General features: G+C 62.2%; 25 protein-coding genes and 1 other RNA gene. 12 read left to right on the forward strand and 14 right to left on the reverse strand.

Annotated features, from left to right (window positions below):
• Positions 1–14: 14 nt before the first annotated feature.
• From ACQY7U_RS14125 to tkt, 13 genes are all read right to left on the reverse strand, one after another.
• Positions 15–1,004: a flagellar motor protein MotA gene (locus tag ACQY7U_RS14125; protein ID WP_428645449.1), complete on the reverse strand. Its 990-nt coding sequence runs from the start codon at positions 1,002–1,004 to the stop codon at positions 15–17.
• A gap of 284 nt (positions 1,005–1,288) precedes the next feature.
• The gene (locus ACQY7U_RS14130) at positions 1,289–2,095 is read right to left on the reverse strand and encodes an inositol monophosphatase family protein (RefSeq protein ID WP_428645450.1); all 807 of its coding nucleotides are present in this window, start codon (positions 2,093–2,095) and stop codon (positions 1,289–1,291) included.
• A 70-nt stretch (positions 2,096–2,165) separates the two neighbouring features.
• A complete protein-coding gene (efp, locus tag ACQY7U_RS14135; protein ID WP_428645452.1) occupies positions 2,166–2,729 on the reverse strand; it encodes an elongation factor P in 564 nt (187 codons plus the stop codon).
• 192 nt (positions 2,730–2,921) lie between these two features.
• A complete protein-coding gene (locus tag ACQY7U_RS14140; RefSeq protein WP_428645453.1) occupies positions 2,922–4,037 on the reverse strand; it encodes a tetratricopeptide repeat protein in 1,116 nt (371 codons plus the stop codon).
• A gap of 24 nt (positions 4,038–4,061) precedes the next feature.
• Positions 4,062–4,703 (reverse strand): thiamine phosphate synthase, encoded by a 642-nt coding sequence (locus ACQY7U_RS14145; RefSeq protein ID WP_428645455.1) that lies wholly within the window; start codon positions 4,701–4,703, stop codon positions 4,062–4,064.
• Positions 4,704–4,818: 115 nt separating this feature from the next.
• Positions 4,819–5,886, reverse strand: a complete 1,068-nt coding sequence (fba, locus tag ACQY7U_RS14150; RefSeq protein ID WP_428645457.1) for a class II fructose-bisphosphate aldolase — start codon at positions 5,884–5,886, stop codon at positions 4,819–4,821.
• 219 nt (positions 5,887–6,105) lie between these two features.
• Positions 6,106–6,495 carry a VOC family protein gene (locus tag ACQY7U_RS14155; protein WP_428645459.1) on the reverse strand — a complete coding sequence of 130 codons (390 nt, stop codon included), beginning with the start codon at positions 6,493–6,495 and terminating at the stop codon, positions 6,106–6,108.
• Positions 6,496–6,518: 23 nt separating this feature from the next.
• Positions 6,519–7,712 carry a phosphoglycerate kinase gene (locus tag ACQY7U_RS14160; protein WP_428645460.1) on the reverse strand — a complete coding sequence of 398 codons (1,194 nt, stop codon included), beginning with the start codon at positions 7,710–7,712 and terminating at the stop codon, positions 6,519–6,521.
• 14 nt (positions 7,713–7,726) lie between these two features.
• Positions 7,727–8,350, reverse strand: a complete 624-nt coding sequence (locus ACQY7U_RS14165) for a LysE family transporter (protein ID WP_428645462.1) — start codon at positions 8,348–8,350, stop codon at positions 7,727–7,729.
• Positions 8,351–8,395: 45 nt separating this feature from the next.
• Entirely contained in the window at positions 8,396–8,572 is a 177-nt protein-coding gene (locus ACQY7U_RS14170; protein ID WP_428645464.1) for a hypothetical protein, read from the reverse strand.
• A gap of 21 nt (positions 8,573–8,593) precedes the next feature.
• Positions 8,594–8,788, reverse strand: coding sequence for a hypothetical protein (locus ACQY7U_RS14175; RefSeq protein ID WP_428645466.1), 195 nt, complete (start codon positions 8,786–8,788; stop codon positions 8,594–8,596).
• 171 nt (positions 8,789–8,959) lie between these two features.
• Positions 8,960–9,970, reverse strand: a complete 1,011-nt coding sequence (gene gap / locus ACQY7U_RS14180; RefSeq protein ID WP_428645468.1) for a type I glyceraldehyde-3-phosphate dehydrogenase — start codon at positions 9,968–9,970, stop codon at positions 8,960–8,962.
• A gap of 144 nt (positions 9,971–10,114) precedes the next feature.
• Entirely contained in the window at positions 10,115–12,103 is a 1,989-nt protein-coding gene (tkt, locus tag ACQY7U_RS14185; RefSeq protein WP_428645470.1) for a transketolase, read from the reverse strand.
• A gap of 422 nt (positions 12,104–12,525) precedes the next feature.
• Here tkt and ACQY7U_RS14190 point away from each other — a divergent pair, with 422 nt between their 5' ends.
• From ACQY7U_RS14190 to ACQY7U_RS14220, 7 genes are all read left to right on the forward strand, one after another.
• Positions 12,526–12,822, forward strand: a complete 297-nt coding sequence (locus tag ACQY7U_RS14190; protein ID WP_428645472.1) for a DUF4164 domain-containing protein — start codon at positions 12,526–12,528, stop codon at positions 12,820–12,822.
• Between the two features lie 5 nt (positions 12,823–12,827).
• Positions 12,828–13,208 (forward strand): cell division protein ZapA, encoded by a 381-nt coding sequence (locus ACQY7U_RS14195; protein ID WP_428645473.1) that lies wholly within the window; start codon positions 12,828–12,830, stop codon positions 13,206–13,208.
• A 109-nt stretch (positions 13,209–13,317) separates the two neighbouring features.
• Positions 13,318–13,471: non-coding RNA, 6S RNA (gene ssrS, locus ACQY7U_RS14200), on the forward strand.
• Between the two features lie 56 nt (positions 13,472–13,527).
• The gene (locus tag ACQY7U_RS14205; protein WP_428645475.1) at positions 13,528–14,106 is read left to right on the forward strand and encodes a 5-formyltetrahydrofolate cyclo-ligase; all 579 of its coding nucleotides are present in this window, start codon (positions 13,528–13,530) and stop codon (positions 14,104–14,106) included.
• Positions 14,107–14,120: 14 nt separating this feature from the next.
• Positions 14,121–14,948, forward strand: coding sequence for a TIGR00282 family metallophosphoesterase (locus tag ACQY7U_RS14210; protein ID WP_428645476.1), 828 nt, complete (start codon positions 14,121–14,123; stop codon positions 14,946–14,948).
• Positions 14,949–15,050: 102 nt separating this feature from the next.
• Positions 15,051–15,797, forward strand: coding sequence for a YebC/PmpR family DNA-binding transcriptional regulator (locus tag ACQY7U_RS14215; protein WP_428645478.1), 747 nt, complete (start codon positions 15,051–15,053; stop codon positions 15,795–15,797).
• A 245-nt stretch (positions 15,798–16,042) separates the two neighbouring features.
• Complete coding sequence (locus ACQY7U_RS14220; RefSeq protein WP_428645480.1) at positions 16,043–16,339, forward strand: MazG-like family protein; 297 nt, start codon at positions 16,043–16,045, stop codon at positions 16,337–16,339.
• Here the strand turns inward: ACQY7U_RS14220 and ACQY7U_RS14225 are convergent.
• Positions 16,328–17,167 carry a sulfite exporter TauE/SafE family protein gene (locus ACQY7U_RS14225; RefSeq protein WP_428645482.1) on the reverse strand — a complete coding sequence of 280 codons (840 nt, stop codon included), beginning with the start codon at positions 17,165–17,167 and terminating at the stop codon, positions 16,328–16,330. The genes ACQY7U_RS14220 and ACQY7U_RS14225 overlap by 12 nt on opposite strands.
• A gap of 116 nt (positions 17,168–17,283) precedes the next feature.
• On the opposite strand from ACQY7U_RS14225, the gene ruvC reads away from it, so the two are divergent.
• The 5 genes from ruvC to ACQY7U_RS14250 form a co-directional block, all read left to right on the forward strand.
• On the forward strand, positions 17,284–17,811 hold the full coding sequence (ruvC, locus tag ACQY7U_RS14230; RefSeq protein ID WP_428645483.1) for a crossover junction endodeoxyribonuclease RuvC: 528 nt from the start codon (positions 17,284–17,286) through the stop codon (positions 17,809–17,811).
• Positions 17,808–18,425 carry a Holliday junction branch migration protein RuvA gene (ruvA, locus tag ACQY7U_RS14235; RefSeq protein WP_428645485.1) on the forward strand — a complete coding sequence of 206 codons (618 nt, stop codon included), beginning with the start codon at positions 17,808–17,810 and terminating at the stop codon, positions 18,423–18,425. Before ruvC ends, ruvA begins: the two co-directional genes overlap by 4 nt.
• Entirely contained in the window at positions 18,422–18,664 is a 243-nt protein-coding gene (locus tag ACQY7U_RS14240) for an endonuclease (RefSeq protein WP_428645486.1), read from the forward strand. The genes ruvA and ACQY7U_RS14240 overlap by 4 nt, the downstream gene beginning before the upstream one ends.
• Positions 18,657–19,697 carry a Holliday junction branch migration DNA helicase RuvB gene (ruvB, locus tag ACQY7U_RS14245; RefSeq protein WP_428645488.1) on the forward strand — a complete coding sequence of 347 codons (1,041 nt, stop codon included), beginning with the start codon at positions 18,657–18,659 and terminating at the stop codon, positions 19,695–19,697. Before ACQY7U_RS14240 ends, ruvB begins: the two co-directional genes overlap by 8 nt.
• 133 nt (positions 19,698–19,830) lie before the next feature.
• Positions 19,831–21,131, forward strand: a 1,301-nt coding sequence (locus tag ACQY7U_RS14250) for a HAMP domain-containing protein (RefSeq protein ID WP_428645489.1), incomplete at its 3' end; no start/stop codon positions are given.

Raw genomic sequence — 21,131 nt, forward strand, 5'->3', positions numbered from 1 at the left:
CCTCCAGCCATCTCCTATTCCTTCGCGCGGTCGAAGGCAGAGGCAATCGACGACAGCAGGCCTTCGATCCGCTTTTGCTGGTCGCCCTGGGATTCGGCCCAGTCGCGCATCATCTGCTGTTCGGAACGTACATGCTTGACCAGGCCCTGGATGCCTTCGGCAAGATTGGCCATGGCCTGGTTGGCATTCTTGCTGCCGCCCTCTTCCATGCTCTTTTGAAGGGCGGCGATGGAGGCCTGGATGTTCTCAACCCCGGGGGAATCGGGCGCTGCGAAGAGGCCTTCTTCTGGAGCGATGTCCGTGACCGTCGACAGCCAGTCTTCCAGTTCATTGTAAAACCGGTTCTGCGCCTGGCCGGCTTGCAGGTCGAGGAAACCCAGAACCAGAGATCCGGTGAGGCCGAAAAGGGAGGAGGAGAAGGCCGTGCCCATGCCCGACAGCGGGGCTTCCAGGCCGGCTTTCAGATCCTCGAAAATCACATTCGCGTCGCCCGATCCGACGTCCAGCGACTGGATGGTTGCCCCGACCGAGCTGACGGTCTGCAGCAGGCCCCAGAAGGTGCCGAGCAGGCCCAGGAACACCAAAAGGCCGGTCAGGTAGCGCGACATCTCGCGCGATTCCTCCAGGCGCATGCCGATGGAATCGAGGATCGAGCGGGCGGCAGTCGGCGTCAGCGCCATGTCACCGGCCTTGTTGCCGAGTAGGGCTGCCATCGGGGCGAGCAGAACGGGGGAGCGCGTGTCCAGCGCCGGGTCTCCCATCCGGAAGCTGTTGACCCAGGAGATTTCCGGAAACAGCCGGATCACCCGGCCGAACAGGAGCAGGACGCCGAAGAGGCCTACGAAGACGATCAGGCCGTTGAGGCCCGGGTTGCTCATGAAGGCGGTGGAGATCTGCGGGAACAGGATAAAGGCGATGAAGGCGACGATCACCAGGAAGATGATCATGAAGGTCAGGTATGCCCTCGGACTGGACAGGCTGTAGGGATCAAATTCACGGGCCATATTTCGCCATCAGTCACCGTTGCGCTAACGGATTGATAGCGTGATTTCCAACAGCTTGAAAACCTTGAATTGCGGAAGAAGTCCGAATTAACCCGGGAAAGCCCAAAATCAGGCTGATTATTCAATCCTCCACCTCATCCAGAGGAGGACCTTCAGGTCCGTCTCGAAGGATGGGCGGCAAATCCAGACGCAAGTGGCCTGTCATTCAAGACAGCGCTTCTCGCCTCGCTTCCTCGGGATGAGGTCAAGTGTGCCGCAGCTTTGCTCGGGAAGGCCTGAGCCACTCAGCCTTGCGCCGGAGCCTCGGCCTTCTTCAAAAGCTTCAGAAGCATCTTGTGGGCGTCTTCGTTGCCGGCAACGACATCGCCGCTTTCCAGCATCTTGCCCTTGCCGTCAAGGTCGGTGACGAAACCGCCGGCTTCGCGGACCATAAGCAGGCCTGCGGCAATGTCCCAGGAATTGAGGTTGCGCTCCCAGTAGCCGTCGAAACGGCCGGATGCGGTCCACGCAAGGTCCAGGGCCGCGGCACCGCAGCGGCGGATGCCGGCGACTTCCGGCATGATGTGGCGCAATTCGCGCAGGGTGCGGCCGTGATCGCCCTTGCCGATGAAGGGAAGGCCGGTGGCGAACACCATGTCCGTGAGATCCGTGCGGCCGGCGACACGAAGGCGGCGGTCGTTAAGGAAGGCCCCACGGCCGCGCTCGGCAGTGTAAAGTTCATCCATCACAGGGTTGTAGATGACCCCGGCGACGATCTCCCCGGCGCGCTCCAGGGCAATGGAGGTGGCGAAGACCGGAATGCCGTGAAGGAAGTTGGTGGTGCCGTCGAGAGGGTCGACGTGCCAGCGGTGCTGACCGTCCGTGCCTTCGACCTCGCCGCTTTCTTCCATGACCAGACCGAATGTCGGACGGGCTCTGGTCAGCTCGTTACGCACGATCTCTTCGGCGCGCCGGTCCGCAGCCGACACGAAGTCGCCCGGGCCCTTGCGGGAGACCTGAAGGTTTTCCACTTCGCCGAAATCGCGGACCAGAGACCGTCCGGCCTTGATCGCGGCTTGAACCATCACATTGAGAAGAGCTGTGCGGGCCATGAAATGTCACTTGTTGTTGGGCCTTGCCCGGCACTATCCGGGCAAGCCATTTGAATTTCCAGTCGGCGCGTCAGTCGGCGCGGCGGACATATTCCAGCGTACCGGTGTCCACGATGATCTTCTCACCGGCGGTGATGAAGGGCGGAACCATGACGCGGACGCCGTTTTCCATCAGCGCGGGCTTGTAGGAAGAGGACTGGGTCTGTCCCTTGACCACAGCGTCGGCTTCCTTGATTTCCAGCGTCACGTGCTGGGGCAGGGTGATGCCGATCGGACGTTCTTCGTGCAGTTCCACGGTCACCATCATGCCGTCCTGAAGGAAAGCGGCGCGGTCGCCGACGAAATCGGACTGCAGTTCGAGCTGCTCGTAGGTTTCCGTATCCATGAAGATCAGCATGTCTTCCTGGGTGTAGAGGTACTGGAAGTCCTTCTGTTCCAGGCGGACGCGCTCGACCTTGTCTTCAGAGCGGAAACGCTCGTTGAGCTTGCGGCCATCGAGCAGGTTCTTCATCTCGACCTGTGCGAAGGCGCCGCCCTTGCCGGGCTTCACGTGCTGAACTTTTACGACGGCCCAAAGCGTGTCCTGGTGCTGCAGCACGTTACCGGGCTTGATTTCGTTTCCGTTGATTTTCATGGAACGACCGACTTTGCAATTTGTTTGGATCTGAAGCAGCGCGACGGCCAGCGGCAGCTGGTGCGCCTGAATTTGCTCGCGCCTGTCCACCACAAAAGCGGGTCCGTTTCAAGGAAAAAAGGCAAACGTGCTTACGATTGCAGTGTTCGTTGGAGAATATTGCACCCGAAGTTGCCGATGTACTCGCGAGGATTACGGAGATTCCCTCGCCGGATCTCTGCTCGGTGCCATCAGGGTTGTCGAATATTGCTCCGCCAGCTTGCGTGCCTTTGCCAGAGTTTCCTCGTCGAGGCCGTCAACAATCTGGTCGAGGGCCAGGTCGGAGACGCCGAGGGTCCGGGCGATGAGATGCCAGCCCGCGGCCGCCGCATAATCCTGCTCCCGGCCGCGGCCGTAGGCGTAGATCCGCGCCAGCCGGTTCATGGCAACCGGGTTTCCGGAAGTCGCCGCCCGTTCGAACCAGTCGGCGGCTTCCGTCTCGCTCGGGTCGACGCCCTTGCCCTGGAAACGCAGGATCCCGTAGTAGACCTGCGCCGAGGTGTGGCCGCGCCGCGCCGCCCGACCCAGCCAGAAGGCTCCCTGTCCGGGATCGTTGAGGCCGGTTTGGGATTCAAGGTAGGACAGCCCGAGCGCATATTGCGCCTCCGGGTCGTTCATTTTGGCCGCCTGTTCCAGCAGCGAGCGCGCCTTGGCTTCGTTAAACGGGCGGCCTTCGCCTTCCTCGTAGATGAGGGCCAGATTGTAGAGCGCGGAGGCATTCCCCGCTTCGGCGGCCTGCTCGAAAAGGTCGGCGGCCTTCTTCTTGTCGGCCTCCACCCCCGTGCCGAGCAGATAGAACTGAGCGAGTTGCAGGGCCGAACCGGCGTCGCCGCGGGCGGCGGCCAGAGAGTACCAGTCGGCGGCCTTGGCCTTGTCCTGCACGATCCCGAGCCCGGCTTCGTGGAGCACGCCGAGCAGTGCCTGGGCTGCCTTGTCACCCTCTTCGGCAAGCGGCGTCGCCAGCGCCAGTGCCGTCAGGAACCAGCCGCGCTGGAAAGCCGCATAGGCCGTATCGGCCGACGCCGTTTCGCCCTCTTTCAGCTTGGGCGGGCCGTCGTCGATGATGCTGACGAGCGTCTTGTCCTGCGTGGTGACGTCGATGATGAGCGGTTTCGGAGCCTCTGCTGTTTCGGCCGCGGCCGCCGGGGTGTCTTCAGGAGCCGCTTTCTTTGCCGCCGCGAGAGGGCCCGGAAAGCCCGCCAGCATGCTTGTTGCCGCAACAACGGCGCAAAGGCGTCCAACCCGTGCTCTGATCAGTTTTTTCGGCATCAGTCGCGCACCGGCCTCGTTCGGTTAGTCAACTTCGGGGAAAGGGTGGGCTTCCAGAATGCGATTGGCTTCGGCAATGGTGGCCGCGATGTCCGGTCCGGACTGCCAGACAGCATCCTTGAGCGCGACGAAGTCGGCGCCGGTCGCCGCCACTTCAGCAAGCGTTTCAAGCGAGTTGCCGGCCAGGGCGACGCACGGCGTTTCAAACAGCTCCGCCCACCATTCTGCGGCAGACAGGGTCTTCGCATGGGCGTTTTCCTTTTCGGCGAGGTCCAGCTTGCCGAAGAAGATGTAGTCCACGCCGGTTTCCGCCCATTCCATGGCATCGTGCTTGAGCTTCGTGCCGCCCGTGCCCACGATCCGGTCCGGCTGAAAGCTCTCCACGGCCTGTTTCACGTCGTCCAGGGAAGAATCGACGTGAACGCCGTCGGCACCGCTCCGTCCGGCAGCCTGGGTATCGCCGTAAACGAGTGCGGCCGCGCCGCCTGCCTGGATCACCGGCACCAGCACCTGGGCCGCCGCCTGCACGTCCTTGGTGCTTGCCCCGGGCATGTAGATCAGCACACAGGCGACGTCACCGCCGGAAAATGCCTGGCCGAGCCGGGCCGCCAGATCGTCTGCATCGAATTCGGGCGGGGTAATGAGAAAGAGGCGAGGGCGGTTCACTGGCGGCGGTCCTGTTTGATCACACTTCAGTACTTGTCCCTAAAGACGGCGAAAGAGGGACGCAAGGCCCCTCTTTCTGGATTGGTTATGAAATTTTGCGTGTCCGGTGCGGATCTTATGCCACTTTCGGGTCCAGTTCGCCCGACTGGTAGCGGGCGGCCATGTCGGAAAGCGTGGCGATTTTCTTGATCTTGGAAGCCTGGCCGGCGGTGTTGAAGGCTTCCAGGCGGGCGACGCAGAGCTTTTCCATCGCATCGCGCGCGGGCTTCAGATATTTGCGCGGATCGAATTCGCCCGGGTTCTCGCTCAGGATCTTGCGGATCTGGCCGGTCATGGCCATGCGGTTGTCCGTGTCGATGTTGACCTTGCGCACGCCGTTCTTGATGCCACGCTGGATTTCCTCGACCGGCACGCCCCAGGTCTGCGGCATCTCCCCGCCGTACTGGTTGATGATGTCCTGGAGATCCTGCGGCACCGAGGAAGAACCGTGCATGACGAGGTGGGTTTCCGGCAGGCGGCGGTGGATTTCCTCGATCACATGCATGGCCAGGATATCGCCGTCCGGCTTGCGGGTGAACTTGTAGGCGCCGTGGCTGGTGCCCATGGCGATAGCCAGTGCGTCGACCTTGGTTTCCTGAACGAACTTCACCGCTTCTTCCGGGTCGGTCAGCAGCTGGTCGTGGCTGAGTTTGCCTTCCGCGCCATGGCCGTCTTCCTTGTCGCCCATGCCGGTTTCCAGCGAGCCGAGCACGCCGAGTTCGCCTTCAACGGAAATGCCCCCGAGGTGGGCCATGTCGGTCACGGTCTTGGTGATGCCGACATTGTAGTTCCAGTCGGCCGGGGTCTTGCCGTCGGCCTCGAGGGAACCGTCCATCATGACGGAGGTAAAGCCGGCCTGGATCGCGGTCATGCAGGTCTGTGCCGCGTTGCCGTGGTCGAGATGCACGCACACGGGAATATGCGGGTAGATTTCGACGACCGCGTCCATCATGTGCTTCAGCATGACGTCGTGGGCGTAGGCACGTGCGCCACGGGAGGCCTGGATGATGACCGGGGAATCGGTCTTGTCCGCGGCTGCCATGATCGCCAGCGCCTGCTCCATGTTGTTGATGTTGAATGCCGGAACGCCGTAGTCGTGTTCAGCAGCGTGATCAAGAAGCTGGCGAAGGGTAATACGTGCCATTTAAGGTCTCCCGAGGGTGCGGTTCGTCGACGTCCTCATGTCAGGCTGGCGCGGCTTCGCGCCTCTGCCATTGCGGTGCGTCAATTCACGGCTGGTTCTATCAAGATTTCCCATGGGGGAAAGAGGGGCACAATCGCTTAAATCAATTTAAATACAGCGGTATTCGGGAAAATACGCGCGCGTAATTAATTCGAATGTCAAATTAATTCAGGCGGATGCTCAGGCCGTCTTGACCGTTTCCCGAACCGGCGAACTGATGTCGACAAAGGTACCTGCCGGGTCGCGCAGAATCATCCGCCGCCGCCCGTCAGCCAACTCGCGCGGCGCCTCGACGATATTGGCTTTCATCGCGGTGGCCCTTTCATAGACCGTATCGCAGTTGCCGACGACGAAGGTCAGGATCACCCCGGCCGGTGCCCGTTGTGCACGAACCGGAACGATGTCGCTGGTCTGGTTGAGAATGCCGAGTTCCAGGCCGGGACTGTCCGGATCGGCCAGCAGGACGAAGCCGTCCGTGGAGGTTTGCCGTTTCAGGCCGAGAAGCTCTTCGTAGAAGGCCGCGGTGACCGCGACCTCCTCTGTCAGGATATTGGTGAAACAGCGATGCATTCCTGTTCCTCCCAACGGGTTCCTCAGGCTTCCAGAGCCTTGACGCCCGGCAGTTCCTTGCCTTCCAGCCATTCCAGGAAGGCGCCGCCGGCGGTGGAAACATAGGAAAAGCTGTCAGCAGCCCCGGCATGGTTGAGGGCCGCCACCGTATCGCCGCCACCGGCAACGGAGTTCAGCTTGCCGGCCTTGGTGTTGGCCGCGGCGTGCTGGGCTGCGGCGACGGTTGCCTTGTCGAACGGTGCAATTTCAAACGCGCCGAGCGGGCCGTTCCAGACCAGCGTCTTGGCGGCGTCGATCTTGGCTGTAACGGTCGCGATGGAAGCCGCTCCGACGTCGAGGATCATTCCGTCGGCCGGAATGGCATCGAGCGCGACGGTTTCGTTGTCGGCACCTGCCTTGAATTCCTTGGCCACCACGGCGTCGGCCGGCAGCACGATCTCGCAGTTGGCGGCTTCCGCCGCCGCCAGGATCTTGCGGGCTGTGTCGGCCAGGTCGTGCTCGCAGAGCGACTTGCCCACGTTAATGCCCTTGGCCGCCAGGAAGGTGTTGGCCATTCCGCCGCCGATCACAAGCATGTCGACCCTGGAGACGAGGTTTTCCAGAAGGTCGATCTTCGAGGAGACTTTCGCGCCGCCGACAACGGCCAGAACCGGGCGGACAGGTTCGCCGAGCGCGGAGCCGAGGGCTTCCAGTTCCGCCTGCATCGTACGGCCCGCATAGGACGGCAGCAGCCGGGCGATGCCCTCGGTCGAGCCGTGGGCCCGGTGGGCCGCGGAGAAAGCATCGTTGACGTAGATATCGCCGTTGGCGGCAAGCGCCCTGGCGAAATCCGGATCGTTCTTTTCCTCACCCTTGTGATAGCGGGTGTTTTCAAGGAGCAGCACGTCGCCGTCCGCCATCGCGGCAATGGTTCTTGCGGCCTCTTCGCCGATGCAGTCCCTCGCGAAGCCGACCGGTTTGCCCAGAAGATCCGCAACGGCGGGCGCAACCGGTGCCAGGGACATTTCGGCGATGGGCTCGCCTTTCGGACGGCCGAAATGGGCAAGAAGAATGACCTTTGCCTTTTTGTCCGAAAGTTCTCGGATGGTCGGCAGTACCCGCTCGATGCGGGTCGTGTCGGTCACCTTCGGGCCGTCCATCGGCACGTTCAGGTCAACGCGGACCAGAACGCGTTTTCCGGTAATGTCGGTCAGGTCGTCGAGAGTTTTGAAAGCCATGGAGAAACCTCGTGTCAGGGACGGGTCGAACTGGTGGTCACCGCAATGCCGATGCCGAACAGGGTCAGGAGCACGCCGAAGGAACGCTCCATCCAGATTTTGGCGCGCATGAACTTCTCCCGCACGGCCGGCAGCGTAAAGAACAGCGTCACGAGCACGAACCACAGGAACACACCGCTGGCCATGATCACGCCATAGCCGATCTGCGTCCACAGAGCTGTCTCCGGAGAGGTGACCTGCAGGAACACGCTGAGCGCGAACATGGTGGCCTTCGGATTGGTCACATTGGTGAAGAAGCCCCAACGCAGGGCCTTCAGCGGCGGCATGCCGCCAAGGGAGCTGTCGGCAGGCATTTCTTTTGACGCCGTCCGGTACATGGTGACGCCCAGGAACACCAGATAGGCCGCGCCGATCAGCTTCAGCGCGTTGAAGAGCAGGATCGATTGGGAGACGATCAGGCCGATGCCGGCGAGCGCGTAGGTAACGTGGACGCCGAGCGCGAGTGCGATGCCGAGCGCGGTCATGATGCCGGCCCCACGGCCGCCGATGAGGGCGTTGCGCAGGACCACGGCGAAGTCGGGTCCGGGAACGATCGCGACGACGATCGTCAGGGAGATGACAGTGAGAAGTTCGAGCACAGGGTCTCCGAAGATGAAGAAAGAAGGGATATCCGGGGGAAGGCCTTAGCGGTTCATCCCGCCAGGGTCGTGGTTCTTCATTGTCGCGGCCTTCGACTGATCGACATCCGGCTGCCATTGCCTGTGGCGCTTCGGGTGGTCGCCTTCCTTGGAGCGTTCAATGAAGTAAAAACCGATGCCGGCAATCAGGAAAAATCCGAAAAGTATCAAAAGCGTGGTCACTGATATTGGCCTCCTTTTGGGTCATTCGATCTTTCCCGGGATGTCCGGTCCTCGCTGCGGGTCGGTTTCGATCTCGGCCTTGCCCAGCTCCGGCTCCCAGTCCTGATCCGAGGGGAGCCGGTGCTGCTCTTCCTTGAGGTCGGCCCAATAGAAGCCGAGGCCTACGAGGCAACCGGCCGCAAACAACGATCCGAGAATGACCAGTAGCGGTGTCATGGCGGCATCTCCAGGAGTGAACTGCATCTGCGCAGTTCCAGTCTACATGACCTTTGTCCGGGACGTCTGCCTGAAATGACGTTTGAGAGGCGGTTTTCCGAGCGGGGACCGGCCGAAGCGGGCAAAAAGACGCCGGACCATGTCCGGCGTCTTGTCCAGGCCTGGCTTAGATCAGATGAGCTTTGCCATCGCAACGGCGGTGTCGGCCATGCGGTTGGAGAAACCCCATTCGTTGTCGTACCAGGACAGGATGCGCACGAAGGTGCCGTCCATGACCTTGGTCTGGTCCATGTGGAAGACCGAGGAATGGCTGTCGTGGTTGAAGTCGGAGGAGACCAGCGGCTCGTCCGTGTAACCCAGAATGCCCTTCAGCTTGCCGTCGGCGGCTTCCCGGACCGCTGCATTGATTTCCTCGACCGAAGTTTCGCGCTTGGCGATGAAGTTGAGGTCGACGACGGAAACGTTCGGGGTCGGGACGCGGATCGCGACACCGTCCAGCTTGCCGTTGAGATCCGGCAGCACCAGGCCGACGGCCTTGGCGGCGCCGGTCGAGGTCGGGATCATCGACATGGCGGCTGCACGGGCGCGGTAGAGGTCCTTGTGCATGGTGTCGAGGGTCGGCTGGTCGCCGGTGTAGGAGTGGATCGTCGTCATGAAACCTTTTTCGATACCGACGGTTTCGTTGAGGACATAGGCGACCGGGCTGAGGCAGTTGGTGGTGCAGGAAGCGTTGGAGACGACCAGGTCGCTTGCCGTCAGCGCATCGTGGTTGACCCCGTAGACGATGGTCTTGTCGGCACCGGCGGCGGGTGCGGAAACGAGAACGCGCTTTGCGCCGGCTTCCAGGTGCAGCGCCGCCTTGTCCTTGGCGGTGAAGATGCCGGTGCATTCCATCGCGACGTCGACGCCGAGTTCGCCCCACGGCAGATCCTTCGGGTCACGGATCGCGGTTACCTTGATCGGCTTGCCGCCGCCGACGGAGATGGTGTCGCCTTCCACGGTCACCGTGGCCGGAAAACGGCCGTGAACGGAATCGTAGCGCAGCAGATGCGCGTTGGTCTCAACCGGTCCGAGGTCGTTGATCGCAACGACTTCGATGTCCGTGCGGCCGGATTCGACGATGCCGCGCAGAACGTTGCGGCCGATGCGGCCAAACCCGTTGATTGCTACCTTGGTTACCATATTCCACTCCCGCAATCTTCGGCGTGCCTCATAAGGGGCTAAACCGATTTAAAAACCACATCAGGTGGTCACGTGATGAGCACGCTCGTGCTCGAAAGGCCCGGCACCATAGGAGGAAGTCTTGGTGCCGGGAATTGATTCCGATTAAGCGCTGAGCTTTTCCTTGGCGGCGGCCACAACCGCCTCCTTGGTGATTCCGAAATGCTCGTAGAGCTCCTTGTAGGGAGCACTCGCACCGAAGCCGGTCATGCCGATGAAGGCACCGTCGACGCCGATGAAGCGGTCCCAGCCCATGCGGATGCCGGCTTCCACGGCGATCTTCACCGGGCTGTTGCCGATGACGGCGGCCTTGTAGTCGTCAGACTGGGCCTCGAACAGTTCGAAAGATGGGACCGAGACCACCCGGGCCGCAATCCCTGCGCCGATCAGTTCCTTGTGAGCGTCGGCTGCGATCTCGACTTCAGAGCCTGATGCGAAGATCGTCACCGCGGCATCGTCCTCGCTGTCGATGAGAACGTATGCGCCCTTCGCGCAGAGGTTTTCTTCCTCGTAAGTCTTGCGCAGGGACGGCAGGTTCTGACGGGTCAGGGCCAGGATCGACGGACCGTCCCGGTTCTCCAGGGACAGCTGCCAGCACTCGAGCGTTTCGGTGATGTCGGCCGGACGGTAGAACTTCACGTTCGGGATCGCCCGGAGCGCCGCGAAATGTTCCACCGGCTGGTGGGTCGGGCCGTCTTCGCCCAGGCCGATGGAATCGTGGGTCATCACGTGGATGACGCGCTGGCCCATCAGGGCGGCGAGACGGATCGACGGGCGGCAGTAGTCGGAGAAGATCAGGAAGCCGCCGGAGTAGGGGATCAGGCCGCCGTGTAGTGCCAGACCATTCATGGCTGCCGCCATGCCGTGTTCGCGGACGCCGTAGTGAATGTAACGGCCCGAGAAATCGTCCGGTGTGATCGGCAGGGTCTGCGGCGTCTTGGTGTTGTTGGACCCGGTGAGGTCGGCGGAACCGCCGATGGTTTCCGGGATGACTTCGTTGAGGACGGTCAGAACGGCTTCCGACGCCTTGCGGGTCGCCATGGTCGGTTGGTCTTCGGCAAGCTTCTTCTTGTAGTCCAGAACCGCCTGGGTGAAGCCGGACGGCAGGTCGCCGCGGTTGCGGCGCTCGAATTCCGCGCGGGCTTCGGCATCGGCTTCGGCAAAACGCTTCTGCCAGTCCTTGTGTGCCTGAGCGGATCTGAGGCCGGCAATGCGCCAGGCGTCCAGAATGTCGCTCGGAACCTCGAACGGCTCATGCGGCCAGTTCAGCGCCGCGCGGGTGCCGGCGATTTCATCGGCACCGAGCGGCGAGCCATGGACGCCCGACGTGCCGGCCTTGTTCGGCGCACCGAAACCGATGGTGGTCTTTGCGGCGATCAGCGTCGGCTTGTCGCTGGCCTGGGCCTGACGGATGGCCGCGGAAATGGCTGCCGGGTCGTGGCCGTCGACGGAAAGCGTGTTCCAGCCGGAGGCGGCAAACCGGGCCTGCTGGTCGGTCGAGTCGGTGATCTCGACCTTGCCGTCGATGGAAATGCCGTTGTCGTCCCAGATAACGATCAGCTTGTTCAGCTTCAGATGACCGGCCAGCGTCAGGGCTTCCTGGCTGATGCCTTCCATGAGGCAGCCGTCACCGGCCAGAACATAGGTGTAGTGATCGACGAGTTCCTTGCCGAAACGCTCGGCCTGCAGGCGTTCGGCGATTGCCATGCCGACGGCATTGCCGAGGCCCTGGCCGAGCGGGCCGGTGGTGGTTTCGATGCCGGCACCGTGACCGAATTCCGGATGGCCCGCGGTGCGCGCGCCCAACTGGCGGAAGTTCTTCAGCTCGTCCAGCGAGAAGTCTTCATAGCCGAGCAGATAGAGCAGGCTGTAGAGCAGCATGGAACCGTGACCCGCCGACAGCACGAAGCGGTCTCGGTCGGCCCATTTCGGCGCGGTCGGATCGAATTTCAGGAATTCGGTGAAGAGAACAGTTGCAATGTCTGCGGCGCCCATGGGCAGTCCGGGGTGACCGGATTTGGCCTTCTCCACGGCATCGATGGCAAGAAAGCGGATCGCATTTGCCATGCGTTGGTGTTTTTCAAGATCGGTCATCTTATTCCCGTAGCTTGCAATTGAGCCCCATCTACCCGGACGAACCGCCCGGCAAGGCAATCTGAGGTGCGTTGCTCAGGTGTTGACTCCCGTCAATCCTGAACAGGCGCCAGACAAATATCAGGAACCTGCGGCGAGTCAATAAAGCTGCGGACTTCGACTTCAGGAAGAAAATTCCGGCAGTGCGGGTTATAGAGTTGAGGATTCTGCCAAGGGTGGCATTGACGGGGAGAAGTTGCGGCGCCTAAGCTCGATGGCCTGACAAAGATTTGCTTTTTGCCGCAAAACACGCCTTTGAGTACATTTGTGCAAGTGCATTCAATTTGGGCAGCTTTGGCGGGGGTGAAGTTGCCAAATCTCAAGATTGACCTTTGGAAGGAACAGGCGCGCCGCCAGGACTTATTGTTGGGACGACGATATTGATGTCGGAAGTCGACTGCATGGAAAAGACCAGCCTTGCTGATGCCGTGAAACGCCTGGAAACGGCGGTCGGCCACCTGGAAACGGCGGTGCAGCGGCGATTGGACGCGGACAGTTCCTTGAATGCCTTGCAGGACGACCTGCAGCGGCTCGGCGAAGACCGGTCCCAGCTGGCCGCTTCCCTCGATCAGAGCGAGGCCAGGGCTTCCCGGCTTGAGGAGGCCAACAAGGATGTTTCCCGGCGGCTTGTCTCGGCCATGGAGACCATTCGCAGCGTGCTGGACGCACACGGGGGCTGACGGCAATGGCACAGATCTCGGTTACCATAAACGGCAAGTCCTTCCGCATGGCCTGCGATGACGGCGAGGAAGACCGGCTGATGGGCCTGGCCGCGCGCTTCGACGGCTGGATCTCGGAACTGAAGGGCGCCTTCGGTGAAATAGGCGACCAGCGCCTTACGGTGATGGCGGGCATCATGGCGACCGACCAGCTTTCGGAGCTGGAACGCAAGATCAAGGCACTGGAAGAGGAACTGGCCGAGGCTCGCCAGCAGCAGGTGAGTGCGCTCGACGACATGAGCCAGACCGAACAGGAACTGTCGCGCGCCATCGGCACCGCCGCGGCGCGCATCGAAAACCTTGCCGACAGTCTGGCCAGGAGCCTTCGGTCTCCCGAAAACTCCTGACCTCGAGGGGTCCGGACGCCTCTGCCGGCAGGTCCCGCCGGATAACTTCGCTTTTGATGAACGCCACGCCGCTCTGGTAATTGCCGCGGTGCCGGATTATATGCGGTACTTGCGGCTGCCCGATACGTCAGGAAATATTCCCCGGGGCCTTACGCATTCCCTCGGGAGCTGTCCCTGCTCTGGGCCGTGGTCCGTTGCATACGGCGCCCACCTACATTGTAGGTTTCCCGGGATTGCACTTCCAACGGTCGGACGGCTGCGCTTCCACGACGAAACTCTCCATGGCATACCGGGCCTGACAAACTCCTGACGAGGCCCCATGACTGCTGTTTCCCCCCTTGCTGCCGAAAAAGACACGCTCCGCAAGCAGGCGCTTGCCCGCCGCAAGGCGATGTCCGTCACCGATCGAATCGAAAAAAGCCTGGATCTGGTGGCTCATTGTGACGATTTGCCCCTTGCCGCCGGCGCGGTTGTCGCCGGTTTCTGGCCGATCCGCGACGAGATCGACGCAAGACCGCTCCTGGACAGGATCCGTCAGAAGGGGCACCGGCTCTGCCTGCCGGTCATGGTCGGGCCGAACCTGATCTTCAGACAGCTGGAGCGGGGCACGGAGCTGGTCCCGGCGGCGTTCGGAACGCTGGAACCTGGCCCGGAGGCTGAGGAGCTGCGCCCGGATGTCCTGTTGATGCCCCTGGCCGGTTTCGACGCGCAAGGAAACCGGATCGGCTACGGCAAGGCCTTCTACGACAATGCCATAGCAACATTGGAAAAGACGGGAGCTCTTTTGAAAATCGGCCTTGCCTTTGCGCTGCAGGAGGTTGACCGCGTGCCCGTGGAAGCGCATGACAAGCCCTTGAATGGAATCCTGACCGAACGCGGATACCGGGCGTTCGGCTGATCCAGAGAGGACTTATGCGTATTCTGTTTCTGGGCGATCTTGTCGGCCGCGTGGGCCGGACCGCCGTCATTGAGCAATTGCCGGAGCTCGTGGAAGACAACCGGCTCGATTTTGTCATCGTCAACGGAGAGAACGCCGCGTCCGGCTTCGGGATAACCGAAGCCATCCTGCAGGACGTGCTGGATGCCGGAGCGGATGTGGTCACAACGGGCAATCATGTCTGGGACCAGCGTGACACGCTCGTCTATATCGAACGCCAAGACCGCCTGCTGCGGCCTGTCAATTATCCTGCGGGCACGCCGGGACGGGGCGCCCATCTCTATACCGCCCGTAACGGCGCCCAGGTGATGGTGGCCAACGTCATGGGCCGGGTCTACATGGATGCCCTGGACGATCCTTTCGCGGCCATCGAACGGGTGGTCTCCGACTGTCCGCTCGGAGAGGTGGCCGATGCCATCATCGTGGACGTGCACGCGGAAGCCACCAGCGAGAAACAGGCCATGGGCCATTTCCTGGACGGCCGGGTAAGTCTTGTCGTCGGCACGCACACCCATGTGCCCACCGCCGATCATCAGATCCTGGAAAACGGGACGGCCTATCTTTCCGATGCCGGCATGTGCGGTGCCTACGACAGCGTGCTCGGCATGGACAAGGAAGAGCCGGTCAACCGCTTCCAGCGCAAGATCCCGGGGTCAAGGTTTGCACCCGCCTCCGGTGTGGCCACCATTTGCGGTGTCGCGATCGAGACGGACGACCGGACCGGGCTTGCCGAGCGCATCGCGCCGGTCAGGATCGGCGGACGTCTGGAGCCTGTGCTGCCGTCCTTCTGGCCGTCGGTCTGAGCTGCCGGCCGGTAAATTTCTCCAAGCTGGATTTTCGGCACCAACTTGCCTATAAGCGGCCCAGCTTTCATTGACATAACCATTCAAGAACCGAGAAGAGCCATGGCAGGCCATTCAAAATTCAAGAACATCATGCACCGCAAAGGCCGTCAGGACGCGGCCCGGTCGAAGATGTTCTCCAAGCTGTCCAAGGAAATCACCGTCGCCGCCAAGATGGGCGACCCGGATCCCGATTCCAATCCGCGCCTTCGCCTGGCCGTTCAGAATGCCAAGGCCCAGTCCATGCCGAAGGACAACATCCAGCGGGCGATCAACAAGTCCCAGACCGGTGACGGCGACAACTACGAGGAAATCCGCTACGAGGGCTATGGCCCGGCGGGCGTTGCCGTCGTGGTCGAGGCCCTGACCGATAACCGCAACCGCTCTGCGTCCAACATCCGCTCCTATTTCACCAAATGCGGCGGCTCGCTCGGTGAAACCGGTTCGGTCTCCTTCATGTTCGACCGCGTCGGCGAGATCATCTACAAGCCGGAAGCCGGCGAAGCGGACGCGGTTCTGGAAGCTGCCATCGAGGCAGGCGCCGAGGACGTGCAGTCCGACGAAAGCGGCCACACCATCTACACCGCCTTTGAAGATCTGAACGAGGTCGCCAAGGCACTGGAAGAGGCGCTGGGCGAAGCCGACAGCACCAAGATCATCTGGAAGCCGCAGAACCTGACGCCGGTCGATGCGGACAAGGCCCAGACGCTGATGAAGCTGATCGACATGCTGGAAGACGACGACGACGTCCAGAACGTCTACTCGAACTTCGACGTCGACGAAGAGACCATGGCCGCCCTGGCGTCCTGACCGGTCCGGAATGACGAATTTGAAAACCCCGGTTCAGCCGGGGTTTTTGTTTTTACGAGCATCCTCTCCAGCGTCATCCCTGTCTGGCCAAGCGAAGCGCGAGCCGGGACCGGTGAACCAAATGCGCGGGACGAGGAATGGAATACCAAAGCCTTTGGCTCCCCGATCCCGGATCTTCACTTTGCTGCGTCCGGGAGGACGTAGGAGGAGGGCTTGTAAGATTATTGGCCTTCGCGGAGACAGGTATGTTCAACATCTACGACCTCACTCAAAAAGACCCGAAGACCCTGCAGGAGCGGGCGTTGAAGCTGGCCGAGGAGGCCGGCGAACTGGCGCAGGCCGTGCTCTCCGTCACCAAGGCGCCGGGCAGTGCCTACAAGAACCACTCGCTGGAAGACGTGCGCGAGGAAGCGGCGGATGCCGCCATCGTGGCACTCGCCATTCTGGCGCAGGCGTCCTCCAGCAAGGATGAGTTCGAAGCCGAGCTCAACCGCCTGATGGCGGACAAATGTGCCAAGTGGCAGGAAAAGTTAGCGGAATAGCGGGTCGAGTGCCGGCATGCTGGTCAAGGCCGCCAGGGCGATCAGGCCGTAGGCGAGCATCCGGTAGAGCCCGGGGTGGGCCTTGCTGAAGCCCTTTGACCCCGCATAGATCGCCAGCGCATAGACGGGCACGGCCATCACCAGCAGGCGGAAGACCTCCACCGTGAAAAAGCCGTTCAGGACATAGGCAATGAAAGTACCGATGCTGGCGAGCGCGAAGAACATGATGAGGTTGGCCCGCACGGTGACCGGTTCCTTGGAACTCGACAGCCAGAAGGCGACAACAGGCGGGCCGGAGACCTGCGAGACGCCCCCCAGAACGCCCGCGACCGCACCGACACCGAAGGAAACCGGCCGGGTCGGCCGCGCCCGGTAGCGCCAGCCGGAAACGAGCAGCAGCAGCAAGCCGGTGACGATGGCGAAGATCAGCCAGCGCAGCACCAGCACATCCGAATTCGCCAGCAGCCAGGCCCCGGCATGGACAAAGACGACCGCCCCGGCAACAGCGGGCAGGACCGTTGTCCAGTCACACTGCCGGACCGCCCGGACGACGAGCGGCAGGGCGACCAGCCCGTCGATAAAGAGAAACGCGGCGGCCGCCGTCGACGGAAGCATCACGGTGGTGGCTACCGGCATGAAGATCATGCCTGCGCCGAAACCCGCAAATCCGCGCACGCAGCCCGCAATGAAAAGAACCACGGCCAGAAAGACCAGAAGGCTAGGCGGGAAGGAGGCGGAGAGCTCGAACATTGAAACTCGCGGAGAGAACGGATGAAACTGCGGATGGCCGGAGCGCCGGAAACCGGCAGCTTCCGGAGAATGGGGCATGGAGACCGGCCTTCGGGTGGAGAAACCGCGTTGAGCACCGGTTTTTGACAGGCTTTCCGGTCGTAAGCCGCGCTTTGGCTGGCGTCAACCGGGAACTTTTGTTACCGATTTGTTCCATGACACATGCGATTCGATTGCTGGGCATCGACCCGGGCCTCAGGCGCACCGGCTGGGGCATGATTGAGGCGGCCGGCAACAGGTTGTCCTTCATTGCCTCCGGTACCGTGACCTCCGACAACAAGAAGAGCCTGGCCGAGCGTCTGGTGCAGTTGCATGACGGGCTGATCGAGGTGGTGCGCCGGCACGATCCGGAGGAAGCCGCGGTCGAGCATACCTTCGTCAACAAGGACGCCGGCGCGACTCTGAAACTGGGACAGGCGCGCGGCATTGCCCTGCTTGTCCCCTCGCTCGCCGGACTGCCGGTCGCCGAATACGCGCCCAATCTGGTCAAGAAAACCGTCGTCGGAACGGGTCACGCCGAGAAGGAACAGATCCGCGCCATGGTCAAGGTCCTGATGCCACGGGCGACCTTCAATTCGGACGATGCCGCCGACGCCCTGGCGATCGCCATCTGCCACGCCCAGCACCGGGCCAGCGGCGCGGCACGGCTCGCCGCCCATATCGCGTCCAAGGGGGCCGCATGATCGGAAAGCTGAAAGGAACCGTCGACAGCTACGGCGAGGACCACGTCATTCTGGACGTGCACGGCGTCGGCTATCAGGTCCATTGCCCCTCGCGTATCCTGCAGGGCCTGCCGCGTGCGGGTGAGGCGGCGGTGCTCTTCATCGAGACCATCGTGCGCGAGGACATGATCCGGCTGTACGGCTTTGCCGCCGAAGCCGAGCGGGAATGGTTCCGCATCCTGATGACGGTGCAGGGGGTAGGGGCCAAGGTCGCGCTCGGCATCCTCGGCATTCTGAAGGCAAGCGAGGTTGCCAACGCCATCGCGCTGGGGGATAAGGCAACGATCTCCCGGGCGCCGGGGGTCGGCAAACGGGTGGCGGAACGGATCCTGTCGGAGCTGAAGGACAAGGCACCTGCTCTGGCCACCGTTGACCAGGCGACGATTTCCGTCTCGCAGACCGTGGCCGACAATGTCGCCGCGCGGCCTGTTGCCGAAGCGGTTTCCGCGCTCACCAATCTGGGCTATGCCCAGGCCCAGGCGAGTGCTGCCGTTGCCAAGGCGATGCAGTCGGCCGGCGAGGAGGCGACCACCGAGACGCTGATCCGGCTCGGCCTGAAGGAATTGTCCGCATGATGTTTGTTACCTATGCCGTCATTGCTGTTGTCTTCGTGGTGCTCGGCATCGGCGGGATCATGTATCTCGACCACCGGTTTTCGCTTTCCGTAGGCGACCGGCCGTTCGCCATCAAGGGGCGGCGCGTCGATTCGGACGATCCTTTCGTTCGCGCGCAGTTCAGGAAGTTCTATGCCCTCCGGGTAGCCTATTCGCTGCTGCTCCTGGTGCTGTTGCTGGTGGTCGTAAGCCATGTCTGATGAAGCCCGCATCGTGACCCCGGAAATCCGCGGGGACGAAATCGACAGCACCATGCGGCCTCAGGCCCTGGATGAATTTGTCGGCCAGGCGCAGGCGCGCGCCAACCTGAAGGTCTTCATCGGCGCCGCCAAGGCGCGCGGGGAGGCGCTGGACCACGTCTTGTTCGTCGGTCCGCCGGGTCTTGGAAAGACCACGCTCGCCCAGATCATGGCGCGCGAACTTGGCGTCAATTTCCGGGCAACCTCCGGACCGGTGATCGCCAAGGCGGGCGACCTGGCCGCACTGCTGACCAACCTGGAAGAACGGGACGTCCTGTTCATCGACGAGATCCACCGCCTCAATCCGGCGGTCGAGGAAGTGCTCTATCCGGCGATGGAGGACTACCAGCTCGATCTCATTATCGGCGAGGGGCCGGCCGCGCGCTCGGTGAAGATTGACCTGGCCAAATTCACGCTCGTTGCCGCAACCACCCGGCTCGGCCTGCTGACGACGCCGCTGCGCGACCGCTTCGGCATTCCGGTCCGCCTGCAGTTCTATACGGTTCCCGAGCTGGAACACATCGTCAAGCGCGGCGCGTCGATCCTCGGCATCGGCATGGCCGAGGACGGCGCCCATGAGATCGCCAAGCGCTCGCGCGGCACACCGCGCATCGCCGGCCGCCTGCTGCGCCGGGTGCGGGACTTTGCGGTCTATGCCGGCGTCGAGAAGGTCGACCGGGAACTTGCCGACAAGGCCCTCTTGCAGCTCGAGGTCGACGGCGCGGGGCTGGACAGTCTCGACCGGCGCTATCTCAACCAGATCGCCGTCAATTTCGGCGGTGGTCCCGTCGGCATCGAGACCATTGCCGCGGCCCTGTCGGAACCGAGGGATGCCATTGAGGAAATCGTGGAGCCTTATCTGATCCAGAACGGTTTCCTGCAGCGCACGCCGCGCGGCCGTGTCCTGACGCCCATGGCCTTCCAGCATCTCGGCCTGGCTGTACCGTCGCGGCCGGATGCACCTCAAATGGGTTTGTTTGCCGATCCCGAGTAAAAGGCGGTTCCCGGTCTGGAATACTCAGGTCAAACACTTACCCCTGTAATTTTTATCGATTGATGCAAAAACGTAGTTAAGTCTTTTTTCGCGATTTGGAACATATCTTCCCTGCAACTTTGTGGGGGAAACTATGCGTAAGCGGCTTTCAACAAAACTTGCTCTGATGTTCCTGGCCGGCGCCCTGGCGATGTGCGTGGCGATTGTCACGGTAACGTCCCTGGTGTCGCGCGATGTCGCCAACGGGCAGGCGGACAGCGGCCTGACCAGCGCGACCAAGGCCAAGGCGAAGGTTCTGGAGCTTGCGCTCAATCAGGTGACCTATGGCGCCGAGTTCTTCGTTTCGCGCGAGGAAGCCAAGGACAGCCTGATGAAGACCATGGTCGGCTGGAAGAACCTGAAAGAGGGCCAGACCGAGCTTCTCAGGAAGATTTTCGTCACCGACAACCCGCACGGCGAGAACGAGCGCCATCTGCTGGTCGAGCCGGGCGAGACCAACTACTACGTGAACAATCACAAGGTGGTGCATCCGGTCTATCAGCAGGTGATCGAGCAGGGGCTGTTTTCCGACGCGGCACTGGCCAATCCGGACGGTTTCATCACCTACACCTACCGGAAGGGCGACGACTTCGCCTATCACGTCGATGCCCCCGAAATTGCCGGAAACCCAACCCAGATCGCGTTCGGCAAGCTCTTCGAGGCCTCCAGGAATGAAACCCTTGCTGGCGGGCAGATCTACTCTTCCGGATTTGTCGCCGATGCGAAGGGTAATGTTTCCCTGGTCCTAGCCGCACCGGTTTTCTATCTGGACCGCTTCTTCGGAGCCGTCGCCTTTTCGGCGGACATGGAGCGGCTCGCCGCCATGTTGAACGACTCGACCGGCCTCGGTGATAGCGAACAGATCTTTCTGGTTGATGCCGTCGGTCAGCTGCTGCAACTGGACGGTACGGGCCATGCCAGCGCGGTCTATTCGCTCGGGGACATCAGCGCAGGCGACCGGCTGATCCGGCTGAATGGTCAGGACTTCCGCTTCGCCGAGGCGCGGGGGAGCTTTGAAAACACACCCTATGGCGTCGTCGATTCCGTCCGCCAGACGGAACTGTCGGCCGCTGCCGACCGCATCACCTATGGCGCCGTCATTTCCGGCTTCGTCTGCCTCGTGCCGATCCTCGGGCTCATCTGGTGGGTCACCCGGCGCATGTTCGCGCCGATGGAGCGCCTTGCGGTCGCCGCGCGCAAGATTGCCGACGGCGATCTGGAAGTGGCTGTGGAGGCAACTGAACGCCAGGACGAAATCGGCCGCATGGCCCGTTGCATCGAGGTCTTCAAGGAAAGCTCCGTCGAACGCGAACGGCTCGCGGCCGAACGGAAGGTGGGCCATATCGCCCGCGAAAAACGCGAGAAGCTGATCGACTCGCTGATCGCGGCCTTCCG

The sequence above is a fragment of the Roseibium sp. genome (assembly GCF_050301095.1).
Classification (GTDB): domain Bacteria; phylum Pseudomonadota; class Alphaproteobacteria; order Rhizobiales; family Stappiaceae; genus Roseibium.